Origin of the sequence: Streptomyces sp. NPDC046465, assembly GCF_040646035.1 — a bacterium.
GTDB lineage: Bacteria > Actinomycetota > Actinomycetes > Streptomycetales > Streptomycetaceae > Streptomyces.
This window is the reverse complement of record NZ_JBEYZK010000020.1, coordinates 25834-48643: the sequence shown is the minus strand read 5'-3', so window position 1 is coordinate 48643 and position 22810 is coordinate 25834. Positions and strand designations below refer to the sequence as shown.

Sequence of the window (22810 nt, the reverse complement as noted above, 5' to 3'; positions counted from 1 at the left end):
CGATCTTCTTGTACCAGTTGACGGGATACAGGCCAGTTAGGGCACCTGCCGCACCTGCCGCACCTGCCGCACCTGCGGATCGCGCTGGGCCGTACCGGCCCGGACACCGGTTGCGATGCGACGGCGGTAGCGGGTGGGTCAGCCGGCCTTGGGTGTAGCTCTCTTCCGGGGACGGCCCCGATGGTTTGAGCTGGCAGACCGTGGTTGTGGGTGATGGCGGCGTGGTCGGGTCTCTACCGTGTGGGTGGGGGCGGCGACGCTGATGGGGTCGTTGATCGGGGGGTTGGAGGCGCGGGAGGCGGCGGCCCGGGCCCGGGTGCGGTCGCCGCCGTCCTCGACGAGTGACGGAACCGCCGGGGCCGCACCGTGCCGGGGGCCGAGCGGGGCGGGCTGCCCACCGACTAGCATCGCCGAGTTCGTGCCACCCACCGGCCCGGGCATCGCGGCACGGCGTACAGGGAGCTAACACGGCATGAGAACGAAGAGCGCAGCGGCGTGGGCGGTAGCGGTGCTGATGCTCGGCGCAGCCGTCGGCGGCTGCGCCGAGCAATCGGACAGGGGACCGTCCGGCAGCGGCGCGAAGCACACGAAGTCCCTCCGCGAACCCGAGGACAAGCCTGATTCACGGGTCGTCGAGGACGACGACGACCACACCGTCCTCGAACTGTCCGACGGCCGGCAGGTGTCCCTCCGCTTCACTCGCCGCGGCCTGGAGGCACAGCATCGCGACGCCTCTGGCGACGCCTGGTCCGCCTCGAAGACCGTCTATGAGACCAGCACCAAACCGTGCAGCAGCATCAGGGCAAAGGCGTACCGGGACACCGTGTGGCTCGCGACCGGCTTCGGCACGTACTGCAGCGACGGCGAAGAACCGGAAGAGGTGATCGCGGCCGTCGCCACCGGGGACCTCTCCTCCTGGACCACCAAACCGACCAAGAGCTACATCTACTGGCCGAAGGCCCGCATCAGCGACGGTGGCACCCGAGTGGACTTCGTCCATCCCAGCAGCCTGCAAACCACCACGCTGACCTGGCGCAAAGGCTCCGGATTCGCCGAGGTGGTCACGGAGCACAAGCCCATCCACCCCTGGTTCGTGGGCCGGTGGCGAGCCACGGACGGCAGCCAGCAGCTGACCGTCCACCAGGTCGAGCCGGGCAGATGGGCACGCGTGGTCATCGAGTCCCTCACCGGCCCGCGATGCAAGGGCAGCGTCATTGTCACCGGCAGCAGCCAGTACAACCTGTCCATGAGCAACTTCAAGCTCGATCAGGGCACCAGGACCGTCAACTGCCCGCCGGAGGAGCTCAAGTACAACTTCGACGTGAAGTCCTCGGACGGCCCGCTGCGCCTACGCAGTATCGGCAACCACCCGAAGACCGTCCTTACCTATGAGCGGGCGGGCTGACGTACGACTGCGCATGAGGGGCGGCGGCGTGGTCGGGTCTCTACCGTGTGGGTGGAGGAGGCGACGCCGATGGGGTCGTTGATCGCGGAGTTGGAGGCGCGGGCGGCGGCGGCCCGGGCCCGGGTGGAGGCGCTCGAAGCGGAGCTCGCCCGGCTGACGGCCCGTCTGGAGGACGAGCGGGAGGCATGGTCGCGGCTGCGGATCGCCCGGGAGACGGTGGCCGAGGTGATCATGGATCTGGGCGGGTCCGGAGCGACCGCACCGGTGGCCCCGCGGCGCGGAGCCGGAGAACCCGGTGCACCCCGGGGTGCGGGTGGTCGGGGCGATCACAGTGCCGCACTGGCGCCAGGGGCTGTCGGATGCGGTGCTGCCGGATGTCTATCGGGACATCATCGAGGTCCTTACCGACGCCGCGAAGCCGATGCAGGCCAAGCAGATCGTGCCGTGGATCGGGCTGCCCGCGGTGACCGGAAAGTCGGCCCGCTGGCGTTCCCACCGCTCCAGCGCGTCGGTGTCCTCGCAGAAGTGATAGCCGGCCTCGAACGACCACAGCAGCGGCGGCCATGTCTTGTCTCCGGCCAGCTCGCGGTAGGCGGCGAGACCGCGCACCAGCTGGGAACGGGACAGTTCGGTGACCACCATCAGCCGGGCTTCTGCAACCCGGCCGGTGCGGTCTCCATCAAGGCGAGCCGGATGGTGTCGGCGTGACGCGCGGCGGCGGGTGAACGGCGCCGGTCACGCTCCCGGATCTTGGAGCGCGGCACGGCTACTCGCCTCGCAGCAGCCGGGCCAGTGCGTCGTCGACGTCGACGACGCCGGTGTCAACGGCGTGCTCCATCCAGTGCAGGGTGGCCCGGCAGCGTGCGATGTTCTCGTGCAGCAGCGAGCGTTCCTCGGGCGAGACGGCGCGGCCGCGCGGTCCGGGGACGACCCGGCCGACGGCGGCCACGAAGGTGTGGCAGGCGGTGACCAGGTCCAAGAGCTCGCTGGATCGCTTGAATCGCTCGATGGCGGGCGCGAGTTCGCTGGTCTGCTCGTATTGCTCGCGGGCCTGGCGGCCGCGCTCGACCTGGGCGTGGTTGACTGACTGCCTGGCCCGGTCATCCGACATGGCCTTGAAGGCGACGTCAGGGGCGGTCCAGCAGATCTGTGGCGGCCTCGGAGGCCACCTGCTCATCGTGCGCGAGATCGCGGATTGCCTCGATGCGTGCCTTGGCCGGCACCTCGTCGGCGACCGCCGGCTTGCGCGGCAGATCCGCCGCGACCTGCGTGGCCACCTGGTCATCGGCCGCCAGACCGTGAATCGCGGTCACCTTCTCCTGCACCGACACCGGATGCTGGACGTTCCAGCCCCGGGCCCGTTTGGCCGCGTCCTGGGTCCACCGCTTGACGCCGTAGCGCTGATTGAACGGCGGATTACGGATGATCTCGAACCGGTCCGGATGCCCGATCAGGATCCGGTGGACGTCCAGGGAGACCCCCTGACCCGGTGCTCGGGCGGCCAGTGCCCCGCGGTGTATCGGTAATTCATGATGCTGGAGACGTTCACTCCGATGTCGTCGGCGAACCGGCGCATGGTCTCCCCACCGACTGGACGTCCTCGCCCTCGCACCGCCCAGGCGGCCAGCCGCCGCGGTACGCGAGGGCGGGGCGAGCTGTCGATCGGGGCCAGACAGGGCCGCTCAGTCACACCCGCGCGGCTGCGTGGGACAGGGGACAGGGGGAGAGAGCGGGGTGTGGATCACCCGGTCATTGTGGCGCTGGCGCAGCAGGTTTTCGCCCCGCCCGGAGGCGATGGCTGGTACTGCGAGCCCAGGCGCGACGGTTCTCCAGACAGCCCAACCTGCCTCATCTGCTCTGCTTCGGCGCCCCGCCGTTCGAACTGCCGGGCCGCACCCTCCGCCACGCCAGTACCGAAGGCTTCGTCTACCGCCACCACCAGGCCCGGCACCTAGCCCGTCGTGGCGGACGGCGAGGCGGCGCTGTGGGCGCTGGCACCCGGCGGCAAGGACCGGGACAGCAGGTGGGTCATCGACCCGCTGTTCGCCTCCCTTGTCAAGGGCTATGTCCGCCACGACATGTACGTCCAGCAGATCTACACCGATCTCGGCGACGCGCTGAACGAGCAGTACGGCCCGGGGCTGGCCGGGCTGACCGGCATCATCGAAGGCCGGTCCGCCGCGCCCGCCAGGAAAGGGGCTCCGGTCCAGACCGCGTGACGCCCCGAGCGAAGGCCGGCCGGCCGTGCAGTCAGCTGGTAGACAGACGGCGGCGCCCGCCGCTGGACCGCGGTCTCGGTTCGCGAATCGTCCGCGCGCCGGCGGCTGCCTTGCCCGCCCTCTTCTGCGGTGTCCAGCCAGGCTTTGGGATGGACTCGATGAGCCGGCGCGTGTACGCCTCCTGAGGATGTTCGAGGACCGAGGCCACGGGGCCCTGCTCGATGACCCTCCCACCCTGCATCACGAGCACGTCGTCGCTGATGTGCCGGATGGCTCCGAGGTCGTGCGTGATGAACAGCAGGGCGGTCCCGGTGTCCCTTCGGATCCGGGCGAGCAGGCCCAGGATCTGCGCCTGTATGGACACGTCCAAGGCCGCGACGGCCTCGTCCAGGATCAGCACTCGCGGTTCGGCGGCCAGGGCGCGCGCGATGGCGACGCGCTGTCGCTGCCCGCCCGACAGCGACTTCGGCAGGGACCGGGCCTGCCGGTCGTCCAGGCCCACCATGTCCATCAGCTCGGCTACGCGAGCTCGTACTTCGTCCGCGGACGGACGCTGATGCAGCTGGACCGCCTCCGCGACGGCGTCGTACGCGCGTTGACGCCTGTCGAGGGAGGAGTAGGGGTCCTGGAAGACCAGCTGTATCTGCCTGCCCCGGGCGCGCCGCTCCCGTGATCCCACTCGTCCCCCGCCGCGTTCCTTGCCGCCGACGAGGATCTGCCCCGAGCTGGGGGTCTCCAGCCCGGCGACCATGCGGGCCGTGGTCGTCTTGCCGGAGCCCGACTCGCCGACGACCGCCAGCGAGCCGCCCTCGGGAAGGGAGAAGGTCACATCGTCGACCGCGACGAAGTCACCGAACGTCCTGCGCAGGTCGCGTACCTCAAGCATGGCTGCCGGCCTCCCCGGACGAGAACGTGTGGGGGAAGTGGCAGGCCGTTGTGCCGTCACCCGCGGCACTTGGCTGCGGAAGGTCGGTGCGGCACAGATCCTGCACCCCGGGACAGCGGTCGCTGAAGGCGCAGCCCTGCGGCACCTCGAAGCCGGACAGCGGTCTGCCCTCGATGGAACGCAGCCCCGCGCCGACGTCGTCGACCGAAGGGCGGGAGGCGAGCAGGGCCCGCGTGTAGGGGTGTGCGGCGCGGCCGCGCAGCTGGGTGGCAGGCAGCTCCTCCACTGTCGAGCCCGCATACATCACCGCGACCCTGTCGCACACGGCGGCCGCGAGTTCCAGGTCGTGGCTGATGAACAGCATGGCGAGCCCGCGGGCCTCGCGGGCCTCTGCGATGATGGCCATCACCTCCTCCTGGGTGGTGACGTCCAGAGCGGTGGTCGGTTCGTCGGCGAGCAGCAGACGCGGCTCGGTGGCCAGCGCGGCTGCGATCATGACGCGTTGCAGCAGGCCGCCGGACAGCTCGTGGGGCCGCTGGCGCATGCGCCGGTCGGCGTCGCTGATGTCCACTTCCCGCAGGATCCCGATGACCTTGTTGACCGCCTCGGCGGCCGGGACTCCGCGCGCGGTGGTCAGGCCCTCGATCAGGAAGTCACCGATGCTGCGGGCCGGGTTGATGTGGGCCCGCGGGTCCTGGAACACCATGGCGACGTCCGAGGCGCGAAACGCCCGCAGGCGCTCCGGTTTCATCCCCGGTACGGACTCCCCGTCGAACAGGACGTCCCCCTGAATACGGGCCTGTCGGGGCAGCAGGCCCATGACGGATCGGGCCGTAAGGGACTTGCCCGACCCGGATTCGCCCACGAGGGCGACGGCCTGTCCCGCGGGGATGCTCACGTCGGCGCGGTGGACGACGGTGCGCAGGGCCCCGTCCAGGGGCAGGTCGATCCTGAGCGCGTCGATCTGGAGCAGAGGTGTCGGGCTCATGCGTTCTCTCCCAGCAGACGTCGCGACAGTCCCGCGCCCAGCAGGTTGAACGCCACGACGGTGGTCAATATGGCGAGGCCCGCGTAGAGCGACTGCTGCGGCTGGCCGGCGAGGATCGAGGGCGCTCCGTTGGACACCATCAGTCCCCACTCAGGGTTCGGGGGCTGGCTTCCGAGGCCGAGGAAGGAGATTGCGGCCACGTCGAGGAGGGCGTATCCGAAGCCGATGGCGGCCTGGACCAGGACGAGCGGCAACAGGTTCGGCAGCAGATGCCGCAGCCAGACGCGGGCGGTGGGCGCGCCGAGAAGCTGCAGCGCGGCCACGTACGGCAGGTCGCGTTCCTTGATCGCGGCGGATCGCACGACCCGGGTGATCAAGGGCAGGTAGGCGATCGACAGGGCCACGATCGGCGCGGTGAGCCCGGCGCCGAAGACGGCAGCGACGAGGACGGCCATGATCAGCCCAGGGAAGCCGAAGACGATCTCCAGCGCCCCTGAGACGCACCGGTCGAGCCATCCGCCGAACCAAGCGGCAGACAGCGCCAAGAGCGTGCCGAGCGTGGTGGAGACGACGATCACGACGGTGGGGGCGACCATGCTGGCACGGGCCCCCGCGATCAGGCGCGACAAGAGATCGCGTCCGGTGTCGTCGGTGCCCAGGAGGTGGCCGGCCGTCGGCGCGGCGTTGACGTTCAGAGGGTCGACCGCATTCGGATCGTGCGGGGCGATCAGCGGGCCGAACAGGGCCAGTAGGACGACCAGGCCGACCACCCATCCAGCCGCAAGCGTCACGCGGTCACGCGGGCGCACGGCGCGGGGCTTCGCGGCGGTGCGGGCGAACAGGGCGGCGGTCATCGGGCCCCTTTCTGAGTGGCTCTAGGGTCGAGGGCGGCGCTGACCAGGTCGACGGCGGTGTTGACGACGACGAAGACGGCCACGAAGAGCAGCGAGATCGCCTGGACCACGGCCATGTCCTGCTTGGACGCGGCCTCGATCATGAGGGCTCCGAGCCCGCCGGTGCCGAACGCCTGCTCGGCGACGGCCGCGGTGGCGATGATGCCGGCGACGCCGACGCCGGAGACGGCGAAGACGGGGCCGGAGGCGTTGTGCAGGATGTGCCGCCGGATCACGATGCGTTCGGGGACGCCGCGGCTGCGGGCGGTCTCCACGTGTTCCGAGCGCATCTCGGCGCGAACGGCGGTCCGGGTGACCTGGGCGACGTAGCCGATCCAGGTCATCGCCAGGGCGACGGCGGGCAGCGTCAGGTGGGAGAGGGTGCCGGCGAAGCCTTCACCGGAGCCGTAGACCGGAAACCACGGCAGTTGGACGGCGAAGAGCCAGATGAGCAGGACCGCCATGACGAAGGTCGGCACCGCCATTGCGCCCGCTGTCAGGGCCGTGGTCAGCGTCTCCGTCCTGCCGCCGCGCAGCGCGGCGATCGTGCCGATGACGGTGCCGATGGCGAGGACCAGGACGGCGGCGTAGGCGACCAGCGCGAATGTGCCGCCCGCGCGTGAGCCGATGAGGTCCGCGACAGAGGCGCGGAAGACAAGGGACTTGCCGAAGTCGCCCTGCAGGCAGTTGCTCAGCCAGTGCCAGTAGCCCCGGATGAAAGGGTCGTCCAGGTGGTACTCACGGTGGATCTGAGCCAGCACGGCTGGGTCGGGGTTCCGGCTGCCGCCGACGAGAAGCGTGGCGGGGTCTCCGGGGGTGAGGAACATGGCGCCGTAGATGGCCAGGCTGGAGACGAACACGGTCACGAGCAGCATGCCGAGCCGGGTGGCGACGAACCGCAGCGTCATGTCGGACCGCCTCCTTCACACCGCGTACGTCGCGGTGCGCGGGCCGGGCGTGCACGGCTGCGCCGGCGTTCCGGGGGCGCAGGCAGTACGTGTCGCAGAGGGAGCATGAGCCCTCCAGGGTGCAGGGGCTATTCGCCGCTTTCGGGCAGGACGGTCAGACGCAGGCGTGAGGGGTGGGTGGATCCGGTCCGCAGCTTCTGCAGGCTCGCCTTGGGCGCCGTTGTCAGCCACGGGTTCTCCAGCGAGCCGGAGTTCGGCAGGTGGTTCGGGAAGTCGCTGCCGGCGATCATCAGCGCGAGGCGGTGGCCGGGGCGTACCCGGTAGCCGGTGTGGCCCAGGGCTATTTCCACCTCACCTGGCCTGTCGGCCTGGACGCAGCCGCGCACGACCAGGCGCGCGGTGCCGTCCGGCGCCAGGTCGAGGAGACGGACGAACACGTCGAACGTGGGCGCCGTGCTCTCCACGTGGAGCACCGCGTGGACCGGGCCTGCCAGGACGAGCGGGGCGTTCGAAGTGGCGCTGGTGAACACCAGGACGTCGTCCCGGTCGAGCGTGCGGCGCTCGTCCACATGGTCACGCAGTTGCATGAAGGTGTCGGCCGCGGCCGACGGTACGAGATCGTCGGCGTCGTAGCGCCACTGCGCGCATCGCGTTCCGGCGGTCGGGCTGAGGGCGAGCGTCCCGCCCGGGACCGCGCCGGCGGCGTCCGCCGGATCGTCGAGGTACAGCTCGGTCTCGGCGGCCTGCGGCGGCGGCCAGGTGCTCGAGGTGCGCCACCCCACGTGAGCGAGCTTCCAGCGCACCCGGGGAAGCGAATCAGGCTGGGCAGTGCCCTTGAGGAAGACGTCGAAGAACTCGATCGCGGGACCGGTGTAGGAATCGAGCATGCGCTCCAAGGCGGTGGCGTCGACCAGGTGGTCGTCGTCCGGTGCCACCGGGGCGTTCTCCAGGAAGTAGTTCTCGTGGTCGGTGGTGTCGGCTACGAGGTACTGCAGTGCAGACCATCCGGGCCGTCGTGCCAGTTCGGTGTAGTCGCGCATGTGGGCGATGCCGAGGTTGTCGAACCAGCCCACGCAGTGCAGGACCGGCACCGGCCGCGCGTCGTAGGGATGCGGCCCGTTGTAGGGGGCGAGGGAGATGCCCGAGGCGATGAGGTCGAAGCCGGCCGAGCGCTTTCCGATCGCGCCGAATGCCTGTTCGTAGGCGGAGGCGATCGGGCGTCTGGACAAGTCGATGTCGAACTCGTAGCTGTCGTTGTCGACCCATATCTGCGCCTGGTAGGTGGTGCCTTCCAGCCACAGCGGCTGCGTACCGGAGCCGGCGTCGTAGGTGGCGATCCCGGGGCCGTTGCTGGTGCAGGTGACGCGGGGAACGATGGCGCGCAGGGCGGGGTGCTCGCTGGAGACTGCCGACCATTGGGTGAATCCGTAGTACGAGTCGCCGAACATGCCCACTATTCCGTTGGACCAGGGCTGGCGGACGATCCAGTCGATGGTGTCGTAGCCGTCGTCGACTTCCCCGGTCCAGCCGAGGGTCTGGCCCTGTGAGCGGAACTTGCCGCGGACGTCCTGGACGACAACGGTGTAGCCGTGAGCGGTGAATCGATCCGCGATCTTGTCGAAGAAGACGTAGCGGCTGTTCTTGTCGTAGGGCAGGCGGGCCAGGACGGTCGGCGTCGGCGTCCCCGGATCTGCGGCGTACACGTCGGTTGCCAGCAGCACCCCGTCGCGCATGCGCACCATGTGCGGCTTGGCGTGCGGAGGGACGGGCTGCGGGGTGACGCGCTGGACGGGAAAGCTCATGCGGCCCTCCATGGCGAACCGATGGAAAACATCGTCATACAACAACGTTGCGTCTCGGGGTGCTCAACGTCAAGCCCTCCGGGCGGGTGCTCGGAGACGGGTCTGCGGCCAGGCGTGGGGCGGGGCCCGGACGCGGCGAGGGCCTCGGCGAATCCTTCCGGGCGTCGTGCGGTCTGCCGTCGGCCCCTCTTGGTCGCATGTGACATTTCGCAAAACGTCGTGATATAACAATGTTACATTTCGAGTCTTCAGCGACACCCCTCTGTGAGCTAGGTTCTCTCCATGCCGATCGATGTCGATGAGGTCCAGCGCCTCCAGGCGATCGCCCAGGCGACCCTCGCTGTCGCCGCCCGTGAAGGCGCGCGTGCGGTGACAATTCGCGCTGTTGCCAAGGAGCTCGGCGGCTCCACGGCCATGGTCACCAACTACGTGCCCACCCGAACGGCTCTGATCACCAATGCCGTCCGCGCGGCGGAATCCCAGTGGCGGGAGGACCTGGAAGCCCATGTAGGGGACCTGGCAGGGGCGGAGCGGCTGCGGGCCACGGTGGAATGGCACCTCAGCACCGAACCCGAGGACCTGCTGCTGCGCGCGCTCTGGGTCGAGATGCTCTCGTCGGCGCAAATCGACCCCGACAACGTCGACCATCAGGAGCCGCGCGATTCACGTCAGGAGTTCCTCGCCGCATCCACCGCGGCAGGAGTGCCCGATGTCGACCTTGCAGTCGACGTCCTCTCCCTACTGACCCGTGGATACTACGTATCCACGATGGAGGAGCCGGCCTACTGGACTTCCGAGCGGGCCAGCCGCGTCGCCCAAGCTGTCGTGGATGCCCTCATCGGAGGTTGAGTGCAGCGTGTCTCCTGCGGCTGCGGACGCGGCTGCGGACGTGGCTGCGGACGTGGACCGGCGGCGCGCCGAGGGCCGACAGGCCGCGCCCGAAGCGACCGCACCAGGGAAATCATCTTGCCGATCACCCTGGTGTGACGGCTCATGCCCGGGCTTCGGGCGGGGCAGACAGCCACGTTCCACTTCGCCTACGCCGGCGCGAGGGTGGGCCGCGTGCGCGTGGCCCGGGCCTCGATCGCGGAGGCGACGTGGAGCAGCAGGTCCTCCTGGAAGCGGCCGCCGATCAACTGCACGCCCGATGGCAGCCCGTCGCGCAGCCCGGTGGGCACGGAGACGGCCGGGAACCCGAGGACCGGGACGGCCTGCATCGGCCACTGCGCGGCCAGCAGTTCGCTCACGCGGGCGTCGCCCGCGAGGTCGGCGTCCTGCTCGAACGGCGGCTCGGTGGTGACCGGCGTCAGTACGATCCGGTCCTGGCCCAGGAATTGCTGGAGGCGGCTGATGAGGGTGCCGCGGCGGGCGTAGCCGCGGATGTAGTCGGTGAGGGTGGGCTGCTCGCCCCAGGTTTCCGCGGCGGCGGCGAAGGAGGACGCGAGGGAGACGCGTACGGCATCGTCACCGAACATCTCGATCTCGGACATCATCGTCTTCAGCTCCTGGTAGAGCAGTAGCGACCACAGCTGGGCGGCCTCGCCGAGCAGGGGCATCTCTATTTCCTCCACCTCGTGGCCGGCCTCGGCGAGCCAGCGGGCCGCGTCGTCGATGGAGGCGTTCACGGCGGGGTGGGGCTTGGCGTTCCCTGCCTCGCGGACGACCGCGACCTTGACCCGGCCCGGCTTGCCCAGCGGGGGGCGTACCGGGAGTCCCACGGGGTCGTTCAGGTCGGGACTCACCATGGCGTGCAGGCCGAGTTGTACGTCGTCGACGGTCCAGCCGATCGCGCCGTGGACTGCCATGGTCTGGAACGACAGGGGGCTGTCGAACTCCTCCGCGCCGCGGGGCTCCACTCCGGAGACGAGTCCCATGGTGGGGCGCAGGCCGACGGCGCCACAGCAGTAGGCCGGAAAGCGGATGGAGCCGCCGATGTCGTTGCCCTGGGCAATCGGGGCCATGCCGGCGGCGACCGAGGCGGCGGCGCCGCCGGAGGAGCCGCCTGGAGTGCGGCCGGAGTTCCACGGGTTGAGCGTCGTGCCGTGCAGGTCGTTGCCGGTGAACCAGCGCACTGCGAAAGCCGGACTGTTGCTGCGGCCCAGCAGGGTCGCGCCGGCCTCGCGCAGGCCCGCGACGCAGACGGCGTCGTCCTGGGCGACGGCGTCGGCCCAGGCTGTGACTCCGTGCGAGCTGGCGTAGCCACGCTGCGAAGTGTTGATCTTGGTGGATACCGGGACCCCGAGCAGTGGAGGCAGTTGCCCGCCCGCGGCGACAGCCGCGTCAGCGGTCGCGGCCTGGGCGAGCGCCTCCTCGGACCGGATGTCGACGAGGGCGTTGAGCGTCGGGTTGGTCGCGTCGATGCGGGCGAGGAACGCCTCGGCCACCTCGGTCGCCGAGAACGTCTTGGTGCGGATGCCGGCAGCCAGTTCGGCGGCCGAGTGGTCCCACAGCGGCCTGTCGCCAGTGGTGTCGGTCATCGTCGTCTCCCGAGGTGAAGGTGTGGCGATCACTTGGTGGCGCCGCCGAGGTGTGCGGCCCAGGGCATGCCCATGTAAGCGAATGAGGTCGGCGCGCCGCTGAGCCGCTTGTTCATGAACATCCGCTCGTGTGTGGTGGCCAGGTAGGCGGCCGGGACGGTGGTGGTGAACAGGGCCTGAGCCTCGCCGTATGCCTTGGCCGATGCGGCGGGGTCGGAAGCGGCCCGGGCCTTGGCGAGCAGTCGGGTCGCGTCGGGGTTGTTGTAGTTCGTCCAGTTGAACAGGCCGCGGGGGTTGACCATCTCGGCCACGTAGGACGCCGGGTCGGGCATGGCGACGTATCCAAAGGTCAGGACGAAGTCGAGGCCCTTGCGGACCGAGGGGTCGTAGAAGAGCGAGGACATCTCGGTGGGCTGGAGCTGCTTGATCGTGATCTCGACGCCGATCTTCTTGGCCGCGGCCTGGATGAAGGTCAGCGCCTGGAGTCCGCGCTGGTCACCCGCAGGGATGGCGGCCACCAGCGGGCGCGAGAGCGGGCCGGCCTCCTTGACCAGCTTCTTCGCCTCGTTCTCGTCGGGTTTGGGGACGTCCGGGAGCGCCTTGTAGGCGGTGTCGAACACGTCGGCGGCCGGGTCGCCCTGCCAGGTGAGCGGCGGGACGAGTGACTTCAGGGTGGTGGCGTCGCCGCCGAAGACGTTCTTGATCAGCGCCTCGCGGTCGATGACCAGGGCCAGGGCGTCCAGGAGCTTGCGGTCGGCGGCGGGCGACTCGGCGTTCGCGGGGATCAGCAGCACGTTCTGGGTCGACGGGCCGAGGTGGATGGCGCCGCTCTTCGACTTCGCGAGTGCGGTGGCGCTGCTGGGCGGCAGCTCGTAGGCGCCGTCCACCGCGCCGGACAGAAGCGCGCTGGTCAGCGTGTTGCTGTTGGTGATGAACTGGAACTTGACCTGCTTCGCCTTCGGCTTCAGCTTGCTGTCCCAGTACGCGTCGTTGCGTTCCAGAGTGATGGAGGTACCGGACTTCCAGGAACCGAGCTTGAACGGCCCCGTGCACATCAGGCCGCCATTAGCCGTTCCGTAGGCGGGGCCGGCCTTTCCGGTGTACGTCTTCTTGCTGATTGCGCCGAACGACGTGGACAGCGCTTTGGGGAGCGTCTGGTCGTGCCCCTTGGTGCGCAGTGTCACCTCGTGGGGACCGGTGGCCTTGATCGACTTCACGGCGGCCAAGTAGTTGCCGTACAGCGCCTGCGTCTTCGGGTCCCGCTGACGCTCCAGGCTATAGACCACGTCCTGCGGCGTCATGGGGGAGCCGTCCCAGAACTTGACGTCGGAGCGCAGGTCGAGCACCAGGGTGCGGCCATCGGCCCACGCGACCTTCTGAGCGAGACCGGGACTGAGAGAGAAGTCCGCGTTCATCCGGGTCAGGGTGTCGCAGAGATTGGCTCCGACCGTCTGGGGCGAATAGTCGCCGATCTTCGCGGGGTCGAGCGTCGTCGGCTCGCCGTAGGGCAGTGCCCAGGTCACCCGGTCCACCTGAGAGGCGCCCGGCGCGGTGGTGGTGGTCAGACGCTCGGCCCCCGGGGCTTCACCGTTTCCGCTGGGCGAGCTGCTGCAGGCCGCAGCGGCCAGCACGCCCACGCCCGTCAGCAGCGTCAGAACCGATTTCTTCACAGCCATGCTTGCTCCTTGCCGAGAGGAGTGAGGAAGGAAGGGGAACGCTCGCGATGGGGGGAGGACAAGCGTCGACGAGCCGTCGTAAACGAACGTCATATAACGTTGTTGCATGTCACGCTTGCATCTGGTGAGCTAACGCGTCAAGAGCAAGGCGCGGCCATCTCGCGGGTCAGGTTTTCGGCCCGCCGGGCCCGGCCCTGGCTGCGCACCCGGCCTGACCGGCGACGATGCCCGCGCGGCCCTTGTGGAGGCGACCGCGGCCGGCTGCCTGGTCGATCGTCCCCGCCTGCGCGGCGCGAAGGATCGCGCCGCCTCATCGCACAGAAGCGGAGAACGCAATGCATTCCACGCCCGCTCTCGAGTTCGCTTTCGAGATCCGTGCCGAGCTGGCCGACACCCTGCGCATCGGCAACGGTGACGGCGAGGTCACCGAGTTCACCCCCATCGTCGGCGGCCGCGTGGACGGGCCCGCACTGCGTGGGAAGGTCCTTCCGGGCGGAGGTGACTGGAGCAGTACGCGTGGAAAGGTGTGCGAGCTGGAGGCCCGCTACCTGCTCCAGGCCGATGACGGCGCCGTCATCGACATCGTCAACCGCGGCTACTACAGCCCTAGGGCCGCTGCCCCGGACCAGTTCGACGGAGACCTGCAGGTCTCCGAGGCCGGGCACTACTACCGCACCTCACCGGTGTTCCGCACGGACGCACCCGCGCATCGCTGGCTCGCGGAGTCGGTGTTCGTCGGTCTTGCCCGCCCGGACGGCGACAACGCCGTCGTTATCCGTATGTACGCACTCAAGTAGCACCCTCTCCCGGTGCGCGCGTGCTGGAGCGAGCCGAGGGGCCGGGGAGTCTGAGCCGGGTCAGGACAAGGACCGCCATGCCTCGTTGAGTGCCGCCCGGAAGGCGCCGGCCTCCTCGGCGCTCAGCTGGCCGACCATGCGTTCCTCGAGCCTGCGGGCCGGTTCGGCGTAGTCGGCCAGCAGGCGGCGCCCTGCGTCGGTCAGCTGGATGAGGCGTTCGCGGCGGTTGACGGGGTTGGGTTCGCGGCGAATCAGATCGCGGCACTCCAGTGCGCGGACCATGTCGGCCATCGACTGGGCGGTGACGAAGGAGTCGCGGGCGAGCTGGGCGGCGGAGATCCCGTCATGCCGCTCCAGCACGGTGAGCGCGGTGTACTGCAGCGCCGTGATGCCGGCGGGTTTGAGCACCTCTTCCAGGCGGGCGCGCACCGCCAGCTCCGTCCGCTTGACCAGATAGAGCAGCGAGGTGCTCACGTTCGTCCTCCTGTGGTGAGGGTCCGCGCGGGGCGGTTCGTGCCGCTCTCCGCAGCAACCGCCGCCGGGGCGGCGGACGCCACCACCCTAGGGCATTGACAGGAATCCTGTTGACTGGCCAGACTCGCGTTCATCAGGATTCCTGTCGATCCCGGCTTGTGTCGGCGCTTTCGGCATTCCTCTTCCACCACCTACGAGGGGCCCCTCTCATGGATCTCCAGGGCAGAGTCGCCATCGTCACCGGCAGCGGACGCGGTCTCGGACTGGCCTACGCGCAGGCTCTCGCCGCCGCTGGCGCCGCCGTCGTCGTCAACGACGTCGACCAGGCCGCCGTCGACGCCGCCGTCGCCTCGATCACGTCCGAGGGCGGCACGGCGACCGGTGTCGTCGCGGCGGTGGGCGACAGCGAGGCGGCCGAGCAGCTGGTCGACGCCGCGGTTCAGGAGTTCGGGCACCTGGACGTGCTCGTCACCAACGCCGGTATTCTGCGCGACCGCGTGCTGTGGAAGATGACCGATGACGACTTCGACGCCGTATTCCGCGTCCATCTGCGCGGCACCTTCACCTGCGCCCGCGCCGCCGCCGTCCGCATGCGCGAGCAGGGCACCGGCGGCCGGATGGTCCTGATCTCCTCCCCGGCCGGACAGCGCGGCAACTTCGGCCAGACCAACTATGCCGCCGCCAAGGCCGGCGTCGTCGCCATGGCCCGGACCTGGGCGATGGAGCTGGGCCGCGCCGGGATCACCGTCAACGCCGTCGTGCCGGTAGCCGCCACCGAGATGACCAAGACCATCCCGGCGTTCGCCCCCGTCATCGAGGAGGCCGAACGCACCGGCAAGCCGCTGCCGGACTGGCTGCGCAAGGACGAGGGCCTTGGCACCGTCGAGGACGTCGCCGCCCTGATCACCTTCCTGGCCTCGGACGCCTCCGACGGAGTGACCGGGCAGGCCATCGGCATCGGCGGCGACCGGCTGGCCCTGTGGGCGCACCCCAAGGAGAAGGCGGTCGCCTTCGCCGACGGCGGCTGGAGCGCCGACGCCATCGCCACCGGATGGGCGGACGGCGTCGGCGCCGAGCCCGAGACCTACGGCATCCCCGCGCCCCAGGCCCCGGAGGCGTGAGATGGGCGACCTCGCGCTCGACCTCGACCGGATCACCGCCATCGACGTGCACACGCACGCCGAGGTGTCCAAGGACGGCCACGGAGCCCTGAGCCCGGAGCTGTTCGGCGCCTCCGAGGCGTACTTCAAGGCCCACGGCCACCGACAGCCCACCATCACGGAGATGGCCGAGCACTACCGCGAACGCCACATGGCGGCCGTGGTGTTCACCGTGGACGCCGAACACGCCACCGGCCACCCCCGGATCGCCAACGAGGAAATCGCCGAGAGCTGCGCCGCCCACGCCGACGTCCTGATCCCATTCGCCAGCATCGACCCCCACAAGGGGCGGGCCGGCGTGCGTGAAGCCCGCCGCCTGGTGGAGCGATACGGGGTACGCGGCTTCAAGTTCCACCCCAGCATCCAGGCGTTCTCCCCCAACGACCCGATGGCCTACCCGCTGTACGACGCCGTCGAGGAACTCGGCGTGCCCGCCCTGTTCCACACCGGCCAGACCGGGATCGGCGCCGGCGTTCCCGGGGGCGGCGGCATCCGGCTCAAGTACTCCAACCCCATGCTCGTCGACGACCTCGCCGTGGACTTCCCCGAGCTCCGGATCATCCTCGCCCACCCGTCCTTCCCCTGGCAGGACGAGGCCCTGGCGGTGGCCACCCACAAGCCGCACGTCTACATCGACCTGTCCGGCTGGTCGCCGAAGTACTTCCCGCCGCAGCTTGTCCGCTACGCCAACACCCTGCTCAAGGACAAGGTGCTCTTCGGCTCCGACTACCCGGTCATCACGCCCGACCGGTGGCTCGCCGACTTCGACAAGCTCGACATCAAGCCCGAGGTCCGGCCGAAGATCCTCAAGGAGAACGCAGCCCGGCTACTCGGCCTGCTCACGGACTGAGGGAGACCGCCGTGTTGAACCAAGGCATCGGCTCATGGCCGGCGCGCCGGGCCCGCAAGACACCCGACCGGATCGCCGTCGTCCACGACGACCGCTCCCTGACCTACCGCGAGTTGCACGAGCGCGTCGTGCGCCTCGCCCACGCCCTGCGCGCGCTCGGGGTGGCACGGGGCGACCGGATCGCCTATCTGGGCCCGAACCACCCGGCATTCCTGGAGACCTTGTTCGCCGCCGGGACGCTCGGGGCGGTCTTCGCTCCGCTCAACACGCGGCTCGCGGCGCCTGAACTGGCCTACAACCTGTCCGACTCGGGCAGCACCGTCCTCGTCCACGCCCCCGAGCAGGCCGGGACGGCCCGGGCCGCGGCGGCCGAGGCAGGCCTACGACACCGAGTCGCGCTCGCCGGCCCCGACGAGGACGCAGCCCTCGACTACGAGGAACTGCTCGCCGGCGCCGGGACCAGCCCGCTCGACGAGGCCGTGGCGCCCGAGGACCCGTGCATGATCATGTACACCTCCGGCACCACGGGCCATCCCAAGGGCGCCGTCCTCTCCCACACCAACATCACCTGGAACAGCGTCAACGTCCTCGTCGACACCGACCTCGCCGGCGACGAGGTGACGCTCGTCGTGGCCCCGCTGTTCCACACCGCCGGACTCAACATGACGTGCCTTCCCACGTTGCTCAAGGGCGGCCGGGTGGTCCTCCTCGGAGCCTTCGACGCCGAGCGCGTCCTGGAACTGATCGAGGACCTGCGCGTGACGTACATGTTCGGCGTCCCCACCATGTACGACGCCATGACGGCCCGGCCCCGCTGGGCGACCACGGACCTGTCCAGCCTGCGCACCCTCAACTGCGGCGGCGCCCCAGTACCGGAGCGCACCATCAGCGCCTACCTCTCCCGCGGTCTCGCCTTCAGCCAGGGCTACGGCATGACCGAGGCGTCTCCCGGAGCCCTCTACCTCGACAAGGAACAGACCACGGCCAAAGCGGGCTCCGCCGGAGTCCCGCACTTCTTCACCGACACACGGGTCGTCCTGCCCGACGGCCGCGAGGCAGGCCCCGGAGAGCCCGGCGAGATCCTCGTCCATGGTCCCAACGTCATGACCGGGTACTGGAGACGGCCCGGGGACACCGAGGCCGCCTTCAGCGACGGCGGCTGGCTGCGCACCGGCGATGTCGCCCGGACCGACGCCGACGGATACACCTACATCGTCGACCGGGTGAAGGACATGTACGTCTCGGGCGGCGAAAACGTCTACCCGGCCGAGGTCGAGGCTGCGCTCCTCGCCCACCCCGACGTCGCCGAATGCGCCGTCATCGGCGTGCCCGACCCGGTCTGGGGCGAGGTCGGCCGCGCGGTCGTCGTCCTCAGGCCCGGCACTCAGGTCGACGAGGACGACATCCTGGGCCATCTGCGGGGCCGGCTCGCCAAGTACAAGATTCCCAAGTCCCTTGTCGTAACGGACACCCTGCCCCGTACGGCTTCCGGAAAGATCCTCAAGCCCGTCGTGCGCGACACCTTCGCGATCGATCCCGCCGACCGTCCCCGTCGGTAAACAGACATGCCACCCCGCAGGCCGCGCTTACCGTGCCTGTGCTTTCGAAAGGCAGAACACACCATGCCCACCATCGCCGACGGCCTCGACGGTCTCGCGTCCCTCAGTGGAGCCGACCTCGGCCGCACCGAGTGGCGCGAGATCACCCAGGACCGGGTGAACACCTTCGCCGACGCCACCGACGACCACCAGTGGATTCACACGGACCCGGAGAGGGCCAAGGACGGGCCCTTCGGCGGCCCCATCGCCCACGGCTACCTCACCCTCTCCCTCATCATCCCCCTCTTCGGCGAGCTGCTCAGCATCACCGGCACCAAGATGAGCGTCAACTACGGCCTGGACAAGGTCCGCTTCCCCAGCCCCGTCCCCGTCGGCGCCAAGATCCGCCTGCACGGTGTCGTCGGCGCGGTAGAGGAGGTCAAGGGCAATGGCGTGCAGATGCCGCTCACGTTCACCGTCGAGGTCGAGGGCCAGGGCAAGCCGGCCTGTGTGGCCCAGGCCGTCTACCGTCACTACGCCTGACAGTGCCGCGACCGCGAGCCTGCTATGAGGTGACGGCGTCGAGAGCCTTCGCCTCTGACTACCGTCCAGGCCGTCCGCGTAACAGTGATCATGGACGTGCGGCGCGCGCCCCGGCCAGTGCGGCGGCGCCGCACGGACCGGACGCGACGCCCAGGCGGGCCAGATCGCGCGCGGCCACCATGCCGTCGGCGTCCGTGACCGCGACCGCCGCGTCCAGTTGGGCGTCCACTTCGGCGAACAGGGTCCGATACCCCTCGACGATCAGCGCCGGGATCTCCTCGTACCCCTCCCGCGCCATGTCCTGGACGAGCACCGCGTCAGGCGCCCCGGCCGCGGCCCTCGCCGCGCGCACCGCAGCGTCGTGCGATCCGGCCACGGCCCTGCCGTGATTGCCGTCGGTCGCGGTGATCAGCCGCGCCGAGCGCCTTGAAGGCGGGCAGGCCGAGTCGCGTCGACTCGTCCTGGACGAAGACCTTCGACACCGTGAACTCCCGCGCGGGAGCGGGGAGTTCGCGCAGGGGAGTGGGTGCGTACTCCGGCAGGGAGGTGTGGAAGTCCCAGGCGTCGGCCGGGGGGGGGCGCGGGTCCACGCGCGTGCGGCGGGGTGTGCGTATCAGGGGAGCGGGAAGGAGTGTCCGGCCACGGAGTCGGTCTCTGGATCGATCACTGAACCAGCGTGCGGCTCGGCCACACTCCGGGTCCAGTCCCTGCCCCGGCGCGACGCCGGGAGGCGTTCGTCAGCCGCGGGAGAACGCCAGCACGGCGGCCAGGTTCATGGGCTGCCGTGTCGACACATAGACATACGGCGCGCCTCCCCAGGCGTTCCGCAGTTCGATGCGCAGCGCGGTCGGGACGTAGGAGCGCAGGAGCAGCAGCGCGTACGGATTCGCCCTGACCGTGCGCCACTCGAAGGCCTCCCGCTCGTCGAGGATCTCCGTCGCGCCGAGCGCCTCGATGGGGATGGCCCGCTTGCCGATGACGAGGGTGCCGGGAGTCACGAGGATGCGCACGTTTCCGTGGGCGTGCACGAGCGCGGCGGAGACCGTGATACCGACCGCGGCCGCCGTCACCGCGACGAACATGCCGAAGGGAATCGCCCCGATCCCCAGCCCGGCTCCGCCCAGCGCGATCAGTCCCCACCAGGAGCGGGGCACGCTGAGCCGCTCTTCGTAGATGTGCATGACCGCATCCTGGCAGGCGGGGCAGGCCCTGCCGACACGGGGTTCCCAGGGCAGGCGTCCCATCTCCCCTGACGCGTCTCTCTCTTGCCGCCGTCCTGCGCCGAGAAGCAACTCTTGACCACCGATTCCCGTCATCGAAGAGGTAGGCAGGGCACGCGAGTTCGAAAGCGTGCCCTGATGTGAGTGATGACGAGGAGGACCACGTTGAGACGTGTCGCACGCGTGGCGACCACGGCCCTGGCGGTGATCGCGCTCGCGGCGGTGTCGCCGGGCGCAGCGCAGGCCGGGCCGACCGCCGACCCGCCGGTACCCGCGCCACCCCCCGTACCCGCGACGGCGGGGGAGGACGGCAAGGGCCTGCCGCAGGGGTGGCGGCTGGCGGGTGAGGGCGCCGGGAAACAGCTCGTGTGGGCCTCGCCCGACCCCGTCCCCATGGGGGACGCGCGAGTCGAGTTCTACTCCGGCGACAAGCTCCTCGGCCGGCCCGTGGCCGCGCAGGACCGCCGCTCGTTCCGGCTGCCGCTGCACGGCGCGCGCCTCGGTTCGGCGAAGCAACTGAAGGTGCTGGCCGCCGGACGCCGCCTGGACGAGGCCGGGGCCGACGCGTCGGCGCGCGGGCCGCGATCCGTCACGGGCGCGCGGCCCGCGACGCCGCCCGCGAACGAGGTGGACCCCGGAAAGCCGGGCCGCTACCGCACGGTCACCGGCGACTACACGCTCAAGTCGGTGCGGCTGCCCGGCTTTCCGGACTCGGTCGAGATGCGGGCCAACGTGGTCGGCCCCGTCGACGCGCCGGGGAAGCGGCCGTTGGCCCTGTTCCTGCACGGCCGTCATTACACCTGCTACGGCGCCGGGAACGGGCAGGGGATGGGGTGGCCCTGCACGGGAGGCACGAAACCGGTGCCGAGCCACGCGGGCTACCTGCGGGCCCAGAAGCTCCTCGCCTCGCAGGGATACGTCACCGTGTCCATCGCCGCCAACGGCATCAACGGCCAGGACGACGTCGCCGAGGACGGTGGCGCTCAGGCCCGTTCCTCACTGGTGCGGCTCCACCTCGCCCGCTGGGCACAGTGGGCCGACAAGCGGTCCACCGCTCCGGCCGCGGTGCGCGCCGTCGCACCGGCCGACCTCTCCCGTGTCCTCCTCGTCGGACACTCGCGGGGCGGCGAGGGCGTCAACCGCGCCGCCCTCGACAGCCTGTACCGGCCGCCCGCCGACCAGGACGGTTACCGCGGACCGGTGCGCTGGAAGATACGCGGCAACGTCCTGATAGGCCCCACCGTCTTCGGACAGAACCCGGCCCCCGACGTCCCCTCCGCCACGATCCTGCCGGGCTGCGACGGCGACGTCTCCGACCTGCAGGGCGAGATCTACGTCGACGGAACACGCGGCGTCAGCCGCGGCACCGCCCTGCACAGCGCGGTGTACATGGTCGGCGCCAACCACAACTTCTTCAACAGCGAGTGGACTCCGGGTCAGTCGACGGCGCCCAGCGAGGACGACTTCTCCTCCGACGGCACGTCCGACCCGGTCTGCTCGAAGGGCACCGCGACCCGGCTGACCGCTGCCCAGCAGCAGACCGCGGGAGCCACCTACATAGCCGCGGCGGCCCGGCTGTTCGTCGCGGGCGACGACCGGGTGCGCCCCCTTCTCGACGGCTCCGACCGGCGCGCCCCCTCGGCGGGACCCGCCCGGGTGCTGACCCATGCCGTCGGCGCGCACCGCACGCAGGCCCTGCTGCCGGACTCCAGTACGAAGGTCAAGGGCGCCCGGCTGTGCGACCAGGTGCCAGCGGATCCGGCCCGCGCCTGCCTGTCGCCCCAAACGGCCGCGTCGTCGCCGCACTTCGCCCGCTGGGAGGTCTCGCCGGAACCGGGCCGTGAAGCCGTGGCCATGCGCTGGTCGCGGGCGGGTTCGCCGGTGCGGATGAGCCCCGCGCGCCCTGTCTCCCTCGCGGGCGCCAAGGACGTGGCACTGCGGGTGATCGTGCCGCCCAACACCACCGGGACCCGCCTCGACGTGTCCCTCGTCGACTCCTCCGGGCGACGGGCCGGACTCGGCAGGGTCCGGGTCGACGGGCTGCCGGGCAGCGACCGGACCTCCTCCTACTGGGGGCGTGAGGTGCGGGTGCCGCTGTCGGCGGCGGTCCGCGACAAGCTGGACCTCAAGCACGTGAAGTCCCTCGAACTCACCCCGCGCACCGGCTCCGGCAAGGCGTGGCTGATGGATGCCTGGGGCTGGCGGCCGGGCACGCCCGCGGTGAAACCGGCCGAGCTGCCGCGCGTCGACATCGGCCGCATGACCGTCAAGGAAGGCGACTCCGGAGTACGCACCTACCACGTCCCGGTGTCCGTCTCCGGCAAGGGCAGCGGCCAGGTACGGGTGTTCGCGCTCGACCCGGTCGCGGGCGAGACCAAGCACCGCACGGTGACGGTGCACCCGGGCGACCGCGTCGACGTGCCGGTCAAGGTGCGCGGCGACACCCGCTACGGCCACGACATCGCACACGACACGCTCGTCAAGGCGGTGCGCGGCGCGGTGGTCGGCTCGTACCGCGGCGGCGTGACGGCACAGAACGACGACCCGATGCCGAAGATCACCCTCGAACCCGTGAAGGACCGGGTCACCGAGGGCAAGCCGCTGATCTGGCGCATGACACTGTCCGAGCCGGTCGACGTGGACATGATGGCCAGCTTCACCTTCCAGCCGGTCGACGGCGGCAAGGAGTTGTCGACGCTGGACGTGGACCCGCGCTGGGTGAAGGACGAGTTCGGGGCGGAGCCGCGGCCGGAGCGCCCGCTGTCCCAGATGGCGAAGGAGCAGGGCCTGTCCGTCTTCGTGGCCGCGGGTGAGAAGAGCGCCGAGGTGCGCGTGCCCACCGTCAAGGACGCGGTGCGCGAGCCGACCGAGTCCATGAAGGGCCGCCTCGACATCTACGACGAGCGGTGGGAGCCGCAGCCGGGCCCCGAGGTCACCGGAACGGTGCGCGACGCCTCGTAGCCCGTCGACGGAC

24 protein-coding genes are annotated in these 22810 nt (G+C 70.3%); 9 read left to right on the top strand and 15 right to left on the bottom strand.

Annotated elements, in window-relative coordinates:
* Positions 1–472 precede the first annotated feature (472 nt).
* Positions 473–1405, top strand: a complete 933-nt coding sequence (locus tag ABZ953_RS28780) for a hypothetical protein (RefSeq protein WP_361729504.1) — start codon at positions 473–475, stop codon at positions 1403–1405.
* A 378-nt stretch (positions 1406–1783) separates the two neighbouring features.
* Here ABZ953_RS28780 and ABZ953_RS28775 read toward each other — a convergent pair whose 3' ends face one another.
* Genes ABZ953_RS28775 through ABZ953_RS28760 form a run of 4 tightly spaced genes read right to left on the bottom strand, consistent with a single transcriptional unit; the run spans position 1784 to position 2877 of the window.
* Positions 1784–2047, bottom strand: a complete 264-nt coding sequence (locus tag ABZ953_RS28775) for a hypothetical protein (protein WP_361729501.1) — start codon at positions 2045–2047, stop codon at positions 1784–1786.
* The gene (locus ABZ953_RS28770) at positions 2047–2169 is read right to left on the bottom strand and encodes a hypothetical protein (protein ID WP_361729499.1); all 123 of its coding nucleotides are present in this window, start codon (positions 2167–2169) and stop codon (positions 2047–2049) included. The genes ABZ953_RS28775 and ABZ953_RS28770 overlap by 1 nt, the downstream gene beginning before the upstream one ends.
* 2 nt (positions 2170–2171) lie before the next feature.
* Entirely contained in the window at positions 2172–2516 is a 345-nt protein-coding gene (locus ABZ953_RS28765) for a DUF6192 family protein (RefSeq protein ID WP_361729496.1), read from the bottom strand.
* A gap of 16 nt (positions 2517–2532) precedes the next feature.
* Complete coding sequence (locus tag ABZ953_RS28760) at positions 2533–2877, bottom strand: DUF6192 family protein (protein ID WP_361729751.1); 345 nt, start codon at positions 2875–2877, stop codon at positions 2533–2535.
* Between the two features lie 489 nt (positions 2878–3366).
* Here ABZ953_RS28760 and ABZ953_RS28755 point away from each other — a divergent pair, with 489 nt between their 5' ends.
* Positions 3367–3624 (top strand): hypothetical protein, encoded by a 258-nt coding sequence (locus ABZ953_RS28755; RefSeq protein WP_361729494.1) that lies wholly within the window; start codon positions 3367–3369, stop codon positions 3622–3624.
* 31 nt (positions 3625–3655) lie between these two features.
* On the opposite strand, the gene ABZ953_RS28750 is transcribed toward ABZ953_RS28755, so the two are convergent.
* From ABZ953_RS28750 to ABZ953_RS28730, 5 genes are all read right to left on the bottom strand, one after another.
* Positions 3656–4510 carry an ATP-binding cassette domain-containing protein gene (locus tag ABZ953_RS28750; protein ID WP_361729491.1) on the bottom strand — a complete coding sequence of 285 codons (855 nt, stop codon included), beginning with the start codon at positions 4508–4510 and terminating at the stop codon, positions 3656–3658.
* The gene (locus tag ABZ953_RS28745; RefSeq protein WP_361729488.1) at positions 4503–5498 is read right to left on the bottom strand and encodes an ABC transporter ATP-binding protein; all 996 of its coding nucleotides are present in this window, start codon (positions 5496–5498) and stop codon (positions 4503–4505) included. Before ABZ953_RS28745 ends, ABZ953_RS28750 begins: the two co-directional genes overlap by 8 nt.
* The gene (locus ABZ953_RS28740; protein ID WP_361729485.1) at positions 5495–6352 is read right to left on the bottom strand and encodes an ABC transporter permease; all 858 of its coding nucleotides are present in this window, start codon (positions 6350–6352) and stop codon (positions 5495–5497) included. Before ABZ953_RS28740 ends, ABZ953_RS28745 begins: the two co-directional genes overlap by 4 nt.
* The gene (locus tag ABZ953_RS28735) at positions 6349–7299 is read right to left on the bottom strand and encodes an ABC transporter permease (protein ID WP_361729482.1); all 951 of its coding nucleotides are present in this window, start codon (positions 7297–7299) and stop codon (positions 6349–6351) included. The genes ABZ953_RS28740 and ABZ953_RS28735 overlap by 4 nt, the downstream gene beginning before the upstream one ends.
* Before the next feature lie 128 nt (positions 7300–7427).
* Complete coding sequence (locus ABZ953_RS28730) at positions 7428–9101, bottom strand: CocE/NonD family hydrolase (RefSeq protein WP_361729479.1); 1674 nt, start codon at positions 9099–9101, stop codon at positions 7428–7430.
* A gap of 282 nt (positions 9102–9383) precedes the next feature.
* Here ABZ953_RS28730 and ABZ953_RS28725 point away from each other — a divergent pair, with 282 nt between their 5' ends.
* Positions 9384–9950 (top strand): TetR family transcriptional regulator C-terminal domain-containing protein, encoded by a 567-nt coding sequence (locus tag ABZ953_RS28725; RefSeq protein ID WP_361729476.1) that lies wholly within the window; start codon positions 9384–9386, stop codon positions 9948–9950.
* A 188-nt stretch (positions 9951–10138) separates the two neighbouring features.
* On the opposite strand, the gene ABZ953_RS28720 is transcribed toward ABZ953_RS28725, so the two are convergent.
* A complete protein-coding gene (locus tag ABZ953_RS28720) occupies positions 10139–11578 on the bottom strand; it encodes an amidase (protein WP_361729473.1) in 1440 nt (479 codons plus the stop codon).
* Positions 11579–11607: 29 nt separating this feature from the next.
* Positions 11608–13254, bottom strand: a complete 1647-nt coding sequence (locus ABZ953_RS28715) for an ABC transporter substrate-binding protein (RefSeq protein WP_361729470.1) — start codon at positions 13252–13254, stop codon at positions 11608–11610.
* 335 nt (positions 13255–13589) lie between these two features.
* Between ABZ953_RS28715 and ABZ953_RS28710 the strand changes: the two genes are divergently transcribed.
* Positions 13590–14051 (top strand): DUF3237 domain-containing protein, encoded by a 462-nt coding sequence (locus ABZ953_RS28710; protein WP_361729467.1) that lies wholly within the window; start codon positions 13590–13592, stop codon positions 14049–14051.
* Positions 14052–14111: 60 nt separating this feature from the next.
* On the opposite strand, the gene ABZ953_RS28705 is transcribed toward ABZ953_RS28710, so the two are convergent.
* Positions 14112–14525, bottom strand: a complete 414-nt coding sequence (locus ABZ953_RS28705) for a MarR family transcriptional regulator (RefSeq protein WP_361729465.1) — start codon at positions 14523–14525, stop codon at positions 14112–14114.
* A gap of 209 nt (positions 14526–14734) precedes the next feature.
* Between ABZ953_RS28705 and ABZ953_RS28700 the strand changes: the two genes are divergently transcribed.
* The 4 genes from ABZ953_RS28700 (at position 14735) to ABZ953_RS28685 (ending at position 18616) form a co-directional block, all read left to right on the top strand.
* Positions 14735–15646, top strand: coding sequence for an SDR family NAD(P)-dependent oxidoreductase (locus ABZ953_RS28700; RefSeq protein ID WP_361729462.1), 912 nt, complete (start codon positions 14735–14737; stop codon positions 15644–15646).
* Between the two features lies 1 nt (position 15647).
* On the top strand, positions 15648–16535 hold the full coding sequence (locus tag ABZ953_RS28695) for an amidohydrolase family protein (RefSeq protein WP_361729459.1): 888 nt from the start codon (positions 15648–15650) through the stop codon (positions 16533–16535).
* A gap of 11 nt (positions 16536–16546) precedes the next feature.
* Positions 16547–18094, top strand: coding sequence for a long-chain fatty acid--CoA ligase (locus tag ABZ953_RS28690; RefSeq protein WP_361729456.1), 1548 nt, complete (start codon positions 16547–16549; stop codon positions 18092–18094).
* A 63-nt stretch (positions 18095–18157) separates the two neighbouring features.
* Positions 18158–18616, top strand: a complete 459-nt coding sequence (locus ABZ953_RS28685; protein WP_361729453.1) for a MaoC family dehydratase — start codon at positions 18158–18160, stop codon at positions 18614–18616.
* Between the two features lie 88 nt (positions 18617–18704).
* Here the strand turns inward: ABZ953_RS28685 and ABZ953_RS28680 are convergent, their stop codons facing one another.
* From ABZ953_RS28680 to ABZ953_RS28670, 3 genes are all read right to left on the bottom strand, one after another.
* Positions 18705–18992: a hypothetical protein gene (locus ABZ953_RS28680; protein ID WP_361729450.1), complete on the bottom strand. Its 288-nt coding sequence runs from the start codon at positions 18990–18992 to the stop codon at positions 18705–18707.
* Positions 18934–19206 (bottom strand): hypothetical protein, encoded by a 273-nt coding sequence (locus ABZ953_RS28675; RefSeq protein WP_361729447.1) that lies wholly within the window; start codon positions 19204–19206, stop codon positions 18934–18936. Before ABZ953_RS28675 ends, ABZ953_RS28680 begins: the two co-directional genes overlap by 59 nt.
* 147 nt (positions 19207–19353) lie before the next feature.
* A complete protein-coding gene (locus ABZ953_RS28670; protein WP_361729445.1) occupies positions 19354–19797 on the bottom strand; it encodes a DUF3093 family protein in 444 nt (147 codons plus the stop codon).
* Positions 19798–20001: 204 nt separating this feature from the next.
* On the opposite strand from ABZ953_RS28670, the gene ABZ953_RS28665 reads away from it, so the two are divergent.
* Complete coding sequence (locus ABZ953_RS28665) at positions 20002–22797, top strand: hypothetical protein (RefSeq protein WP_361729442.1); 2796 nt, start codon at positions 20002–20004, stop codon at positions 22795–22797.
* The last annotated feature ends 13 nt before the right edge of the window (positions 22798–22810 follow it).

Excerpts from the sequence above, each read along its gene's own strand:
- ABZ953_RS28780 (WP_361729504.1), top strand. The coding sequence starts at position 473 with ATGAGAACGAAGAGCGCAGCGGCGTGGGCGGTAGCGGTGCTGATGCTC.
- ABZ953_RS28775 (WP_361729501.1), bottom strand. The coding sequence starts at position 2,047 with ATGGTGGTCACCGAACTGTCCCGTTCCCAGCTGGTGCGCGGTCTCGCC.
- ABZ953_RS28765 (WP_361729496.1), bottom strand. The coding sequence starts at position 2,516 with ATGTCGGATGACCGGGCCAGGCAGTCAGTCAACCACGCCCAGGTCGAG.
- ABZ953_RS28750 (WP_361729491.1), bottom strand. The coding sequence starts at position 4,510 with ATGCTTGAGGTACGCGACCTGCGCAGGACGTTCGGTGACTTCGTCGCG.
- ABZ953_RS28745 (WP_361729488.1), bottom strand. The coding sequence starts at position 5,498 with ATGAGCCCGACACCTCTGCTCCAGATCGACGCGCTCAGGATCGACCTG.
- ABZ953_RS28740 (WP_361729485.1), bottom strand. The coding sequence starts at position 6,352 with ATGACCGCCGCCCTGTTCGCCCGCACCGCCGCGAAGCCCCGCGCCGTG.
- ABZ953_RS28735 (WP_361729482.1), bottom strand. The coding sequence starts at position 7,299 with ATGACGCTGCGGTTCGTCGCCACCCGGCTCGGCATGCTGCTCGTGACC.
- ABZ953_RS28730 (WP_361729479.1), bottom strand. The coding sequence starts at position 9,101 with ATGAGCTTTCCCGTCCAGCGCGTCACCCCGCAGCCCGTCCCTCCGCAC.
- ABZ953_RS28725 (WP_361729476.1), top strand. The coding sequence starts at position 9,384 with ATGCCGATCGATGTCGATGAGGTCCAGCGCCTCCAGGCGATCGCCCAG.
- ABZ953_RS28720 (WP_361729473.1), bottom strand. The coding sequence starts at position 11,578 with ATGACCGACACCACTGGCGACAGGCCGCTGTGGGACCACTCGGCCGCC.
- ABZ953_RS28715 (WP_361729470.1), bottom strand. The coding sequence starts at position 13,254 with ATGGCTGTGAAGAAATCGGTTCTGACGCTGCTGACGGGCGTGGGCGTG.
- ABZ953_RS28710 (WP_361729467.1), top strand. The coding sequence starts at position 13,590 with ATGCATTCCACGCCCGCTCTCGAGTTCGCTTTCGAGATCCGTGCCGAG.
- ABZ953_RS28700 (WP_361729462.1), top strand. The coding sequence starts at position 14,735 with ATGGATCTCCAGGGCAGAGTCGCCATCGTCACCGGCAGCGGACGCGGT.
- ABZ953_RS28695 (WP_361729459.1), top strand. The coding sequence starts at position 15,648 with ATGGGCGACCTCGCGCTCGACCTCGACCGGATCACCGCCATCGACGTG.
- ABZ953_RS28685 (WP_361729453.1), top strand. The coding sequence starts at position 18,158 with ATGCCCACCATCGCCGACGGCCTCGACGGTCTCGCGTCCCTCAGTGGA.
- ABZ953_RS28670 (WP_361729445.1), bottom strand. The coding sequence starts at position 19,797 with ATGCACATCTACGAAGAGCGGCTCAGCGTGCCCCGCTCCTGGTGGGGA.